Source organism: Collinsella sp. BM28 (genome assembly GCF_054551995.1).
This window is the reverse complement of record NZ_JBTOLJ010000001.1, coordinates 1,540,111-1,553,839: the sequence shown is the minus strand read 5'-3', so window position 1 is coordinate 1,553,839 and position 13,729 is coordinate 1,540,111. Positions and strand designations below refer to the sequence as shown.

Genomic DNA, 13,729 nt, shown 5'->3' with positions numbered 1-13,729 from the left:
GAGTGGGAGTGCCGGCGCAGGGGCAACGCGTCGATCCGTGGGACATGCAGGCGCCGATGGTTACGAGCGTGACCGTGGCGATCGCTCTGCACACGCATCTTGGCACGGCAACGCGCGTGACGACTACGGGACGCGTTCATCCTCTCAGTATGGGTATCGTCGGAGTGGGGCATCGGGTTATCGCTCCTCGTATGCCGGCGCGGGTGGACAGGGGGCGCTCGAACGAGCCGTGTGCCTACTGCGCTCCGTACCTGCGTCTTGGTATGCCGCGCTTGCCTGCATTGTGGTGTTGGCGGTGATCATCCCGAGTGCGATTGCCCACAACGCCGCTGCTGCGGCTGAGGCTGCCAAGCAGGAAGCCGCCAAGGAGAAGGCCGCGACGAAAGCCGAGGTAAAGACCGCGTCAGAGTCCGAACAGCTTGAGGACCTCCAGTTCGATCTCACTGCGGCGTCGTTTGACGAAATGCCCACCGATGACGGACTGCGGCTGTTCTCACTGTCCGGATTGAAGAGCCCCACGATCGCATCGGACGACTTTGCCAGCGTCGAGCAGGCAATCGACGCTATCGAGGAGCAGGGAAGCGCATCCGTCGTGTTTATTGATGTGGAGACGGGCCGCGGCATCTCGTACCAGCCCGATTTGGTGACGTATGGTGCGAGCTCCTTCAAGGCCCTCTACTCCCTGTATGTGTGCGAGGAGTTCATCGAGACGGGCGACGCCTCGCTGGACACGCATTGCACGGTCAACTACTCGCTGAGCCCTGACGGGTTCTACGCGGGCAGCTCCTACACCATCTCCAGCCTCATCGAAGGAGCGATCACGCAGTCGAGCAACAACGCGTATGGAGCGTTGAGGAACGCGTTTGATCAAGAGGGGTTCGACGAATGGGTCACGGCGCTTGGCGCCATGGACGCCGTCTATCGCTCCGACTCCTGGTTCCCTACCTATTGCGCCCGTAGCTCGGCGCGCTTATGGACGGAAATGCTCAGCTATATATCGGGTGGCACGGACACGGCGCAATGGCTGAGCGACCTGACAAGCCAGACGGCGGTCTCCTTTATCCGCGATGGACTTGAGGGTATGGGCGCGACCGTGCGTGACAAGGCAGGCTGGTGCTCCGATTCCGATCCCGCGTACAACAGCGTGAGCGATGCCGGCATCGTCGAGATCGACGGGAAGACTTACATCATGTCGATCCTTACCGCCATGCCTGACTCCGAGTCGAACCGTGAGCTCGTGGGCGATTTGGCGCGTGCCCTGCTCTCGTGTCGCGAAGGCCTTGACGTGCAGGATTCCGCCGAGGCGTAGGCTCCGGGGTGCTTCGAGGCTGGCCGTGGTCGGAAGTTCTGCCGAAGTCGGGGCGTGCCGAGGGGTTCGTATGCCCGTGCGGCGTACAATGATGCGCGGAAAGCCTCGGCTAAGGAGATGCGCATGATCAAGTTGTTCGCGAGTGATTTGGATGGAACCCTGCTGAATGCCCTGCACGAGGCGGACCGCACGATCCGCGGCGCCATCAAGAAGGCGGGTGAACTCGGCGCGCATGTTGTTCCCGCTACGGGACGCTCGGTGTTGCCCATTGGCGACCGCGGTTTCACGGGCCTCAAGATTGACGCTGTGTGCGCCAACGGGTCGATTGTCCGCGGGCAAAATGGCGAGGTGCTCAAGACGTTTTCCGTCGACCCCGCATTCGTGGAGGAGCTGCTGTGCGCATTCCCGCAGATCTGCTTTGATTGCTGTACGCCCGACGGCATGTTCTCGAGCGGCAGCTACGAAATGCATCAGGCGGGATTCAAACGCGATGGCCTCATGCGACGCATCATCATGCGCGGCATGCGCGCCCGCGGCGGCGCGCATGAGGAGCAGTTCTTCGACCAGCCGCTCTCGTCAATCCTCTCGCACGAGGTCTGCAAGATCAATTGCCGCGTGACGTCCGAGGAGCTCGACCGCGAGCTCAAGGCGTTCCTCGCCGACCATGCGGATACGGTGGTCAACGCCCCGTTCGATCCCGTGATGTTTGAGATTACCGACAAGGACTGCAATAAGGGCGAGTCGGTGGCGTGGCTCGGCCGCTACTACGGCATCGAGGAGGATGAGATCGCCGTGTACGGTGACGGTGGCAACGACCTGGCAATGCTCAGCCGCTTCCGCCATTCTTACGCCACGGCGAATGGCAGTGATGCCGCCAAGGCCGCCGCGAGCGCGACGATCGGCCGTTGCGAGTTCCACGCGGTACCCAAGCACATCCTCAAGACCCTCCACAGCCAGCAGTGTATTCAAATCGCGTAATCCCTTCGCCCGTTTTCGCGTTGAAGCTTGCACAACCCTTACCGTGCTGATTCCATGTTGATGCACACCGTGTGCAATAATGCACAGAGAGTGAATTAGAACTCGGTCGAGGAAAGGGGCGATATGCCTCAGCCAACGGGCACATCCGCGTGCAAGTCCGATCGTCGCAGCCTGCGCTCCCAGCGCGCGCTCAGGTCGGCCCTCGCGGAGGAGATCACGGCGGGGGAGGACATCTCGCGCATCAGCGTCGCCGCGCTCACGGAGCGCGCGGGTCTTACGCGGCGAACGTTCTACTCGCACTATAAGGACATTCCCGACTTCATCGAGCAGGTGGAAGACGCGCTTTTGGCCGAGGTTCGCACGCTCGTGCGCGCCATTGCCGAGGCGACCCTGCCCGAGCTGTACGAGAGCATCGAGCACCTTGAGCCGGCGCCCGGCTCGGTTGAGCTGCTCCGTTACATCGCCGACAACCGCGAGCTCATCGGGGCACTGATTGGTCCCGGCGGTGACCAGGCGTTTATCAAGAAAGTCATCGATATGGCCTGCGCCGCAGTGTCGGACCGCATGCAGACGGGCATCTTTCCCGGCGCGCTCGGTGCCTTTTTCGACTACTACCTCGCCTCGGTGGTCGCCTCCGAGGTGGGCGTGGTGCAGCGCTGGTTCGATCGCGACCTCGCCGAGACGCCCGAGACGATGGCGCGCATCATGACGGTCATCGCCTTTGTGCGCCCGGGCGACCTCTACGGCATGCCCATCGACGTCAATGTGGCCGCATATGGCCTCAAGCTCATGGGACTGAATGTAGACAATTGCGAAATACCCCCGAATGACCTCCTTGCCGACCTTACGGCCATGCTCGCGGGCGGCACCTCGTCTTCCCCGACGGAAGGGAACTAACTATGGCTGACGATATGCAGAACATGCAGGCGAATTGCTCTGGGGCCTGCGGTGCCCCGGATTCTCCCGAACGGGGAGAGCTCGCGGGGGTGCCGCAGGCCCCGGAGGGTGCCATCTGGAACCCCGAGAACGCCCGCGGCGATCTCCGCGTGGGCATCGATGTGGGCTCCACCACGGTCAAGCTCGCCGTGCTGAACGACGAGAGCCAGATTGTATACGCTAAGTACCAGCGCCATCACACCGACGTCCGCGCCTGCGCGCGCGACCTGTTCGCCGGGGCCGCCACCGTGCTGCCCGAGGCTCGCATGACCTGCGCCATCACCGGCTCGGGCGGTCTTCTGCTCTCGCAGTGGCTCGGCCTCGAGTTCGTGCAGGAGGTCATTGCGAGCAAGCGCGCCGTCGAGACGCTCATCCCGCAAACCGACGTCGCCATCGAGCTCGGTGGCGAGGACGCCAAGATCATCTACTTCGACTCGGGCATCGAACAGCGCATGAACGGCACGTGCGCGGGAGGCACCGGCGCGTTCATCGACCAGATGGCGACCCTCTTGCACACGGACGCCGGCGGCCTGAACGAACTCGCCGCGCGCGCCGAGACCATCTATCCCATCGCGAGCCGCTGCGGCGTGTTCGCCAAGACGGACGTGCAGCCCCTCCTCAATGAGGGCGCCCGCCCCGAGGACGTCGCCGCCTCGATCTTCCAGGCGGTTGTGACCCAGACCATCTCCGGCCTGGCGTGCGGCAGGCCGATCCGCGGTCACGTCGCCTTCCTCGGCGGCCCGCTGCAGTACCTCTCCGAGCTGCGTCATCGCTTCTACCTCACGCTCAACCTCGACGACGAGCACATCATCGTGCCCGACAACGCCCATCTGTTCGTGGCCTCCGGCGCAGCCATGGCACATGAGTCGAGCAAGCTCGTGCGGTTCGGCGAGCTCATCGACGCCATCGACGCGCTGGGCGACACCCAGGGTGACGAGGTCGCCCGCCTGGATCCGCTGTTCGCGACCGAGGCCGACCTCGCCGAGTTCCGGGAGCGTCACGCGCGCGAGGTCGTGCCCCGCGGCGAGCTTGAGGGCTACACCGGGCGCGTGTTCATCGGCCTCGACGCCGGCTCCACCACGATGAAGGCCGCGATGGTGGGTGAGGATGGTCAGCTCCTGCACACCTGGTACGGTAACAACAACGGCGACATTCTGGGTACCGCCAAGACCATCATGGCGGACTTCTACGCGCATATCCCGGCTGGTTGCACCATCGGCCACGTGACCACCACCGGTTACGGCGAGGCCCTGCTCATCGAGGCCCTCAAGGCCGACTCGGGCGAGATCGAGACCGTCGCCCATCTGCGCGGCGCCCGCGCCTTCCTCCCCGGCGTCGAGTTCATCCTCGACATCGGCGGCCAGGACATGAAGTGCCTGCGCGTGCGCGACGGCGTGATCGAGCACATCATGCTCAACGAGGCCTGCTCCTCTGGCTGCGGTAGCTTCATCGAGAGCTTCGCCGTGTCTATGGATATGGACGTGCGCGCGTTCGCGGCCGAGGCCATCGCGGCGAAGAACCCCGTCGACCTGGGCAGCCGCTGCACCGTGTTCATGAACTCGCGCGTCAAGCAGGCGCAGAAGGAGGGCGCCACGGTGGGCGACATCGCGGCGGGCCTGTCCTACTCCGTGATCAAGAACGCCCTGTTCAAGGTCATCAAGCTGCGTGATCCCAAGGAGATCGGCACGCAGGTGATCGTCCAGGGCGGCACCTTCATGTCCGACGCGACCCTGCGCGCGTTCGAGCAGCTCACGGGCGTGCACGCCGTGCGCCCCGACATCGCCGGCTGCATGGGCGCGTACGGCGCAGCCCTGCTCGCCCGCGACCGCGCCGGCGCCTCTGGAGTCTCGACGGTGCTCTCTGCCCCCGATATCGCCGCGCTGACGGTCGAGCAGAGGCACGCCCGTTGCGGACGCTGCTCCAACAACTGTCAGCTCACCATCAACGACTTTGGCGGCGGCCGCCGCTTCATCACGGGCAACCGCTGCGAGAAGGGCGCGGGCCACAAGAAGCAGAAGTCTGAGGCGCCCAACCTGTTCGCCGCCAAGAACGACCTTCTGTTCAACCGCCCGACCCTGGCGCCCGAGGAGGCTCCGCGCGGCACCGTGGGCATCCCGCGCGCCCTCAACATGTACGAGAACTACCCGTTCTGGCACGCGTTCTTCACGCGCCTGGGCTTCTCCGTCGTGCTTTCCGACAACTCCAGTAAGGCCACGTACGAGAGCGGCATCGAGTCCATGCCGAGCGAGAGCGTGTGCTATCCGGCCAAGCTCTCCCACGGCCACGTGATGAACCTCATCGAGAAAGATCCGGATTTCATCTGGATGCCCTGCGTGCGCTGGGAGCGCAAGGAGGATCCGTCGGCGGGCAACTGCTACAACTGCCCCATCGTGATGAGTTACCCCACGGCGCTCGGACTGAATATCGACGACATCAGCGAGAAGCACGTCGAGTTCATGTATCCGTTCGTGCCCTACCACGACAAGATCGAGCTCAAGCGCCGCCTGTATGAGCTGCTCGCCGTCGAGCGCGTGGCCGATGCGGAGGCCGGACGCGGCCGCGTGCACGGGCCCAAGCTCACCCGTACCGAGATCGACGACGCCGTGAACGCCGCCTACGAGGCCGACGCCCGCTTTCATCAGGACATCCAGACCATGGGCGAGGAGGCCATGCACTGGATCGAGGAGCACGGCGGCCACGGCATCGTGCTGGCGGGGCGTCCCTACCACAACGACCCCGAGATCAACCACTCGCTGCCCGAGCTCATCGCGAGCTTTGGCTTTGCGGTCCTCACCGAGGACTCCGTGGCGCACCTGGTGAAGCCGGAGCGCCCGATCCGCGTGGTCGACCAGTGGATGTACCACAGCCGCCTCTACGCGGCCGCGCGCTTCGTGACCATGCGCAACGACCTCGACCTTATCCAGCTCAACTCCTTCGGCTGCGGCCTGGACGCCCTCACCACCGACCAGGTGCAGGAGATCTTGGAGGCCTCCGGCAAGATCTACACGGTGCTCAAGATCGACGAGGTGTCCAACCTGGGCGCCGCACGCATTCGCATCCGATCGCTCATGGCGGCGCTCAAGGACCAGGAGGCCGAGCGCGCCGCCGAGGCCGCCTCGTCGGGCGACGCCTACGAGCCGGGCGAGGCCTCGCCCGTGGCGCCCTCCACCGACGCGCCGGTGTTCGCGACGCACAAGTACGCCCTCGAGGCGCAGCGCGCGAGCAAGAGCGCCGCGTTCCCCAAGGTCGCGTTCACCGAGGAGATGCGCGACGCGGGCTACACCATCCTGTGCCCGCAGATGGCGCCCATCCACTTCGACCTCATCAAGGAGGTCTTCCAGGCGGCCGGCTACAACCTGGAGCTTCTGCCCTCCACGGATCGCGGCGCCGTCGAAGCCGGCCTGCGCTACGTGAACAACGACATCTGCTACCCGTCCATCCTGGTCACGGGCCAGATCATGGAGGCCATCGAGAGCGGCCGCTACGACCTGTCCCGCACCGCCGTGGTGATCACGCAGACGGGCGGCGGTTGCCGCGCCACCAACTACATCGCGCTCATTCGCAAGGCCCTGCGCGAGAGCGGGCACGCCGATATCCCGGTCATCAGCCTGTCCGCGGTCAAGCTGGACGAGCAGAACCCCGGCTTCAAGCTCACTCCCGCCATGCTCAAGGCATGCGTGTACAGCGTGTTGTTCGGCGACCTCATGATGCAGATGCTCTACCGCACGCGTCCCTACGAGGCCGAGCCGGGCTCCGCGAACGCGCTGTTCGAGGAGTTCATGGACCGCGCGCGCCGCATGGTGCCGACCTTCACGCGTCGCAGCTTCACCAAGCTCTCCCGCGAGGCGATCGACGCGTTCGATGTCCTGCCCCTCACCGGCGAGGGCACCAAGCCGCGCGTGGGCGTGGTCGGCGAGATCCTCGTGAAGTTCCATCCCACGGCGAACAACCACGTGGTCGACGTCATCGAGGCGGAGGGCTGCGAGGCCGTGGTGCCGGGCCTGCTCGACTTCTTCCTGTACTCCATGAGCAACGCGCAGGTGCAGAAGGGCGAGCTCGGCAGCTCTGCCGCTGCGCGCGCCAGCATGGACGCCGCCATCCGCCTGGTGGATTGGATGCGCAAGCCGGTCGAGGACCTGCTCGAGCGCAGCGTGCGCTTCGAGCGCCCCGAGCCCATCTCCGTGATGGCCGACAAGGCGAGCCAGGTGCTCTCCCTGTGCAACAACATGGGGGAGGGCTGGCTGCTCACCGCCGAGATGCTCGACCTGATCGACCACGGGGCGCCGAACATCATCTGCACGCAGCCCTTCGCGTGCCTGCCCAACCACGTGGTGGGCAAGGCCGTGATCAAAGAGCTGCGCCGCCAGCATCCCGAGAGCAACATCGTGGCCGTGGATTACGACCCCGGTGCGAGCGAGGTCAACCAGCTCAACCGCATTAAGCTCATGATCAGCGTCGCCAAGGAGAACATGCGCGCGGGCAAGGGCTTCGTGATGGAGCCGATCGCGACCATCCGCCGCGACTCGGTGACGAGCCGCATGAAGCCGCACCATCTCACGAGCGATGCCGAGGTCGAGCGCGTGGCGCATCGGCTGAGCCGCGGCCTGCACTGGAGGCGCGCGAGTAGGGGCGACACGGAGGAGTAAGCATCTCGACCAGGCATCTTACCCGAGGATAAGTTTCGATGAAAAAGGAGGCGGCCGCCCGAGCCGCCTTCTTTCTCTCATGTCCAAGAAATGGGAGGCAGCCTATCACCGGGCTCGTCTCCTTTTTGTCGTTTACGTTCCAAGCTGGCAAGCCTAAATGAGGCTTTTCGTATTCAAATCGGGATTCGTCGAGTAGGTGGCATTTGCGGCCTCCGGCGACCTGCGGTTTTTCCTACCGCCACTTTCGGCCTACTCGCGAGTTTTTAATTTCGATACGAAAAACTTCAAGAAGTGCGGCGCGCATCTCCGAAAGCGCGTGCCGCCAACGTAGTCTTGGCATAAAACGAGCGCTCTGGCGACTGCGATTGTCAAAAACGGTGCTTGTGTGACCGACGAATGGCAAAAGAAGGGGGCGGCTGGGCCGTTAACGAGAATCGAGCGATGCGGTAAACAAACGTATGTCAGTTATCTGCGCACCAAATGAGACATCTCAGAGAGCTGATAGCATTTATCTTCAAATAATGATGTGACACCCATCCACTAAATGGCATTGGTAGTGACTGGTCCGGTTACACGAGCGGAAAACTGACAGCGCTATCGAACTGTTGCGCCAAACGGCAGCAACGAGAGCTTCGCCATCTTGAACGCCTGGCGGCCCAGGGGAATCCCGACGATGGCGATGCAGAACAGACACCCGACGCCAAACCAGTAGAGCGCGGTGAAGACGCCGCCTCTCGTGCGGGTTGCTCGAGCTATTGTTGCTGAGAAGCCTTCGCGCCAGCCTCTTTCGCGCGTTTCCCTATTTGATCTTGTATGCGCGCCCAGAGCTTCGGGCGAATACTTTTCGCGTTCAATACGGCCCGCAGCTTCTCTTTTGGCTCGGGAATAATATCGATATCGATCTGCTGCGTGTCTTTCAGGTCTTCGAGGAGTATCTGGTCGTTCAAGATGTTGACTCCGAAGCAGAGCAGTACGGAAAGGTACATGCTCGAGTCCTGCCAAAAGGTAACCTTGAATTCTGTTTCGGGATCATCGGACCTTAGTCCTTTTCTGTATCCGGAGAAGCCCCAGGCTTTGCAAATCAAGTTGCTCAGGGCGTGGTCCATGCAGCTGCAGTATGGCCAGCCGCTCCTTTCCCCACCTTGGAAAACAAGTTTCTTCTCTTCCAGGGGTTTCGGCATCGCGCGCTTTTCGTACCAAGTCCAATGGATGGCATCGCACTTGTGTCCACCCCAGACACCTCCCTTCTTCCTGTCAAGCTCGGGGTCGCTCAACAGTTCGGCGTAGTCGCTCAATACGCTGCACCCTTGGGAGTATTGGAGCCACAGATCGTCAAACAGGTAGCTGTTTGCAAGCTGGTTGCGCACCAGCAAGATGAGCTGCCGAGCCAGGGCATCCCGCTCGCTCATGACGCGTTCCAAATCCTCGATCTCGCTGTCGAGCTCGTCCGTTATCCTCTCCCACTCGCTTGTAAACTCTTCGGGGTTGGCTGCGTAGGGTCGGATCTGCTCGAAGATCGCTTCGAGAAATTCTCTGGCGGTAAGGTTCGTTTTGTCGCTCATTTGTCGTCTTTCTTTCTCTCCGTCCGCGTGACTACTTCATTTATGTGACGGGTGGGCCTGATATCCGCAGGAATCAGAATGTCCCCGCCCACTCGCAGTCTACTTCCTCGGGTATAACGGCGCGCATCTCGTGCGTCTCGTCATCGGCGAGCAGGATGCTTCCATCTCCGAGCGGGCGGAAATCGAAATCGGTCGAAAACGTGTCGCAGGCCATGAATCGCTCGCCACTGAAGCCTTGCTCCTCAAGCTTGTGGACGGAATAGACGGGCGTGTGGCCGACGATCTGGTCGAGGTGCGGCATCCCGAGGACCGTGAGTTCGCTGGTCGATGCCCACAGGGGGCCGGGGATGCTTATGCCGCCACGTCCGGGGCCGCAGAGGTTGAACAGCAGGAGTTCCTCATCGTTAGCATGATCGAACATCTCGGTCAGTGCGTGGTCAAATGCAGCGTTGAGTTGGGCGGCAAGCGACTCGGCGGAATACGACGGCTTGCCGAAAGACTCGGCCTCGTCATCGATTTCAAGCACAATGTCCGCGAATTGGCTGGTGAGACCCGCGTGCGTGGCGAGCCATCCATCGACGGCGGCGGCCATGCGCACGTTCATCTGGGCGAGCAGGCGCCGGACGGGGATGATGCAGTTCAGGTTGGTGCCGGGGCCCTGACGTTCGACGAGGTACTGCATGTCGTGGTTTCCCAGCAAGACGTCTACCTGTACGCCGCGGTTGCGCGTGCGGTCGACCCAATCCACCTGGTATTCCAGCCCTCTGAGCAGCTTTTCGGCGTCGGTCTCGTCCCTGTCGGGGCTGTAGTCATCGCAATAATCCCCGAGCAACACGACCCGCTTCGCGCCGAGGAACCGGATGGCGTTGTCCACGATCGGCAAGACCAGATGTTGCTTCTGATGCATGTCCCCAACAACGATGGTCCTCATGTCTTCTCCTTTCAGGGGAGGGTCAAACAATACAATATTCTAATAATCACGTCTCCCTATTAACAAACAAGTTTTATAAAACAGCTGTTAGATGGCTATGGGAAATCATCAAGGACAGAGGGTCTAAAAATAAAACGTCTAATGGTCGCATGCTATCAGATAGACGGAGATCTGTGGCGAGGTGTACTCGTTGAACTCCTCTTTTGGCTCCGTGTCGGAGAGGGGTCCAGGCGCGCAGTGTGCCGGTATCGTCGAGGTCCGTGTTAATGGCGGTGCAGAAGTTGCCGGCAAAGAACGCCTAGCATACTCATCTGGGCGCGCCTTGACGGCTCGTCATCGGTTCAGCTTCGTCGCTGTTCAGTCCCTATGGAACAGCTCACGGGCACGCTCCTTGAGCTTTGTCGCACGGATGACGCCCTCGTAGGACTTCAGCTTGATTTCGGGGAATGCGTTAAAGAAGCGCAGTTCGCGCCGGGTCATCATGGTCTTGAGCTTCTCGGGGGCGGCTTTCTCGGCGCGCGTCGCGATGCCATGTGCATGGCGGGCGACCAATCTCACCCCGCGCGTCCCCTCGGCGATGAAAGAGGGGAGCTCCACCCTTCCGCGGACGGCCTCGAACGTGCCGTCCGACATGTCGGCGAGCCACGAATTGAGTGCCCGGCTCCGCGCCTTGAGTTCGGCGGCCGAATCCAGTATCGGGGTGGGCACCTTGTCGAGCAGCGAGGTGGATGCGTCCTTGAGGGAGTCGTTGAACTTGTCGGCGATCTCGATGCGCAACAACTCGAGTTTTTGGGAGAGCTGGCGCCAGCTCACTACGGCGAACACGGTGTCGATCGCGATGCACGCGGCGCACCCGAGCGCAATGACTTTCAGCGCGAGGGAGGGGATGAGCTGCAGCGCGGCGAGGAGCGCGGGTTCGGCGACGCGGCAGACGATCACCGCGCCGGCCCCGAAGAGCGCGGCTCCGTATAGGCAGACCCTTCCCTTGATGTTGAAGGGGAGCTTGGAGTAATCCCAAAAGCGCGCGCCGGTGAGCCGTTCGAGCAGGGCGCCCACGGTGTACTCGATTGCGCTGCACACGAGGGCGGCGGCGAGGAACTGCGTGAAGACGCCGGGTATGTCGCGCAACAGCAGCCAGCACGCGACTGCCCCCACGCCGTAGATGGGGCAATAGGGGCCGAGGAGGAAGCCGCTGTTGGCGAAGTGACCGTAGTTCGCCATGGCGCAGACGGTGGATTCGTAAAGCCAGCCGGCGAACGAGAAGACCAAAAACGAGAGGAACAGCGCCGACAGGGGAGCGCCGGTTGCGGTCAGTGCGGCGAAAAATCCATCAAGGCTCATCGACGTTACACCGCCCGATTCTTGCTCGATGCCCGCTTGGGCAGGCGACCCGCGATGGTCTCGTGAAGGGCGCACGCCTTGTCGGCGAGGCAGACGATCCACGCCTCGCGGCAGGTCGGCGGCATGGGCACCAGCGGGAACATGTGACGGGCGATGATGTTGCGTTCGCGCGCGGTGAGTTCAAAGTCCTCCTCGGCGCGTGCGAGGGCCGTCGAGGGGTGCGTGAAGCCGTGCAGGCGGTGCGATGGGTCGGGGTCGTGCCAGTCGTAGAGGAAGTAGTCGTGCAGCAGCGCGCCGCGAATGAGCGAGGCGCGGTCGACGCGGACTCCGGCGCGGCCGAGGAAGTCCGCCATGGCGACGCTCGCGCGGGCGACCGAGAGCACATGGGCGTGCACGCTCACGTCTCCATGCTGGATGAAGCCGCGCGTGAGGCCAAAGCGCCCCTGTGATTCGAGCGCGCGTGCGGCGAGCTCGACTTCGTCGGCGGCGTGGGACGCGCACGGAGCGTGGCAAGAACCTGCGCATCCGCGTTCCCGCGCGCATGCCATGTTGCTCTCGAGTTCGTTTGCCACGGTCCACCTCCTCGTGGTCGCTTCAACGCAAAGCGGGCTGTCGGCGTATCGAGCCGATGCCCCGGCGTTAATGCCAAGACGTTACCACGCGAATGAGGACGCCCCGTGCACTTGGTGTGTTCGTTGTAAAAACTGTTCTTTGCTCGCGTTTGGTCGGATGGGGTGTTTCAGTCCTGTCGATCGTTGGGAGATGATACCTGCCGCGACGTCGCTGTTCCTATTGGCGACCGGTCCGTTGCTTCTTATCCGCGTCGAAAACCCTATCCCACGCTGAACTCGACGCGCTCCACGTCGGGGGCGTCCAGGCGTATCAGCTCCTCCGCGATGGTACGCTCTCGGCTGGCAAGGGGCTCCAACGTCGTGACGCGAGCCACGAGCTGCTCGGCGCCGCTTTGCCTCTCGGCCCCGTCCCCGCCCTGCGCCTGGGCGGACACCTCCATGCCGATCGAGTAGTTCTTAAACTCCGGGCACACCACGGCGAGCTCGCGTGCGGTCTCGGCGGCGCCGTAGTAGTCGGTGTCTCCGGCGGCCTGCTCCTCGGCGGTGGCGAGCATGTTGCCGGTAAGTATCACACAGGGGATGGCGAAGATAGCGGTCCCCAGCATGATGCGCCAGCGAATCTTGTGCGACTCGGCGCGCACGAGCTCGTCTTCCGCTTCCGTCACCACTCCGTCGTCGTTGAGGTCGCGTTTGAGTGGCGTGTGCAGCAACAGCAAAACGACCGCGGCGGAGAGTGCGATGAAGACGACGTTGATGCCGAATTCATACAGCGCCCCAAGGAAGACCCCGGCATTGGCAGCGGCGAGTCCGTAGCCCGCCGCGCACAGTGGAGGCATGAGGGCTGTGGCCACGGCGACGCCCGAGATGACGGTTGCTGGTTCTTGGTCGCGTGAGTTGCCCAGGCCACCCGCGAAGCCACCTACGAGCGCGAGCATAAGATCCCATATAGTGGGCCCCGAGTTGTCAACGAGGGCGGGGGTCATGCCCGCGACTGGCGAGAGCACAAAATAGATGGTCGACGTAATGAGGCAAAAGGCCATTTGGAGCACGAGACCGCCCAAGGCGTCGCGCATAAGCGCCCGATCTACCGTAGCGACACCGTAGGCGATGGCGAGCACGGACCCCATGAGCGGGCAGATGAGCATGGCGCCCACGATGGCGATGTCGGAGTCGGTGTCCAAGCCAATGCACGCAATGATCATTGCGACGATGAGGATGCACAAATGGGTGCCCGTAAGACGGGCACCGTTGACGAAGCGCTTGCGGATCACATGGTAGGGCGCGCGCCCTTCGCGGATATTGAAGGTGCGGCAAACGAATTTCTGCACGCCCCTCCAGACGCGTTGCAGCGCAGGGCGATCGCCGTGGCGCCGCCGATGCCTGTCGATGTACTTCTGCCGCATGTTGTCGTCGTTACTCAAGGCGCTCACCTGTTGTTGTGGTTGGAATCCATA

General features: G+C 62.9%; 10 protein-coding genes. 4 read left to right on the top strand and 6 right to left on the bottom strand.

Annotated features, from left to right (window positions below; all coding sequences use genetic code 11):
- Positions 1 to 37 precede the first annotated feature (37 nt).
- The 4 genes from ACX9NZ_RS06830 (at position 38) to ACX9NZ_RS06815 (ending at position 7,869) form a co-directional block, all read left to right on the top strand.
- The gene (locus tag ACX9NZ_RS06830; RefSeq protein ID WP_302741244.1) at positions 38 to 1,309 is read left to right on the top strand and encodes a serine hydrolase; all 1,272 of its coding nucleotides are present in this window, start codon (positions 38 to 40) and stop codon (positions 1,307 to 1,309) included.
- Between the two features lie 123 nt (positions 1,310 to 1,432).
- Positions 1,433 to 2,287, top strand: a complete 855-nt coding sequence (locus tag ACX9NZ_RS06825) for an HAD-IIB family hydrolase (protein ID WP_294160314.1) — start codon at positions 1,433 to 1,435, stop codon at positions 2,285 to 2,287.
- A 123-nt stretch (positions 2,288 to 2,410) separates the two neighbouring features.
- The gene (locus ACX9NZ_RS06820) at positions 2,411 to 3,184 is read left to right on the top strand and encodes a TetR/AcrR family transcriptional regulator (protein WP_118654359.1); all 774 of its coding nucleotides are present in this window, start codon (positions 2,411 to 2,413) and stop codon (positions 3,182 to 3,184) included.
- Between the two features lie 2 nt (positions 3,185 to 3,186).
- Positions 3,187 to 7,869, top strand: a complete 4,683-nt coding sequence (locus ACX9NZ_RS06815) for an acyl-CoA dehydratase activase-related protein (RefSeq protein WP_407496282.1) — start codon at positions 3,187 to 3,189, stop codon at positions 7,867 to 7,869.
- A gap of 594 nt (positions 7,870 to 8,463) precedes the next feature.
- Here ACX9NZ_RS06815 and ACX9NZ_RS06810 read toward each other — a convergent pair.
- The 6 genes from ACX9NZ_RS06810 to ACX9NZ_RS06785 form a co-directional block, all read right to left on the bottom strand.
- Complete coding sequence (locus tag ACX9NZ_RS06810; protein ID WP_294122041.1) at positions 8,464 to 8,625, bottom strand: YccF domain-containing protein; 162 nt, start codon at positions 8,623 to 8,625, stop codon at positions 8,464 to 8,466.
- Positions 8,622 to 9,431 (bottom strand): hypothetical protein, encoded by an 810-nt coding sequence (locus ACX9NZ_RS06805; RefSeq protein ID WP_407496284.1) that lies wholly within the window; start codon positions 9,429 to 9,431, stop codon positions 8,622 to 8,624. The genes ACX9NZ_RS06810 and ACX9NZ_RS06805 overlap by 4 nt, the downstream gene beginning before the upstream one ends.
- Positions 9,432 to 9,504: 73 nt before the next feature.
- A complete protein-coding gene (locus tag ACX9NZ_RS06800) occupies positions 9,505 to 10,362 on the bottom strand; it encodes a metallophosphoesterase (RefSeq protein ID WP_302741241.1) in 858 nt (285 codons plus the stop codon).
- A 357-nt stretch (positions 10,363 to 10,719) separates the two neighbouring features.
- Positions 10,720 to 11,703: a putative ABC transporter permease gene (locus ACX9NZ_RS06795; protein ID WP_294121972.1), complete on the bottom strand. Its 984-nt coding sequence runs from the start codon at positions 11,701 to 11,703 to the stop codon at positions 10,720 to 10,722.
- 5 nt (positions 11,704 to 11,708) lie between these two features.
- On the bottom strand, positions 11,709 to 12,251 hold the full coding sequence (locus ACX9NZ_RS06790) for an HD domain-containing protein (RefSeq protein ID WP_407496295.1): 543 nt from the start codon (positions 12,249 to 12,251) through the stop codon (positions 11,709 to 11,711).
- 284 nt (positions 12,252 to 12,535) lie between these two features.
- Positions 12,536 to 13,696: a DUF389 domain-containing protein gene (locus tag ACX9NZ_RS06785; protein ID WP_317440409.1), complete on the bottom strand. Its 1,161-nt coding sequence runs from the start codon at positions 13,694 to 13,696 to the stop codon at positions 12,536 to 12,538.
- Positions 13,697 to 13,729 lie beyond the last annotated feature (33 nt).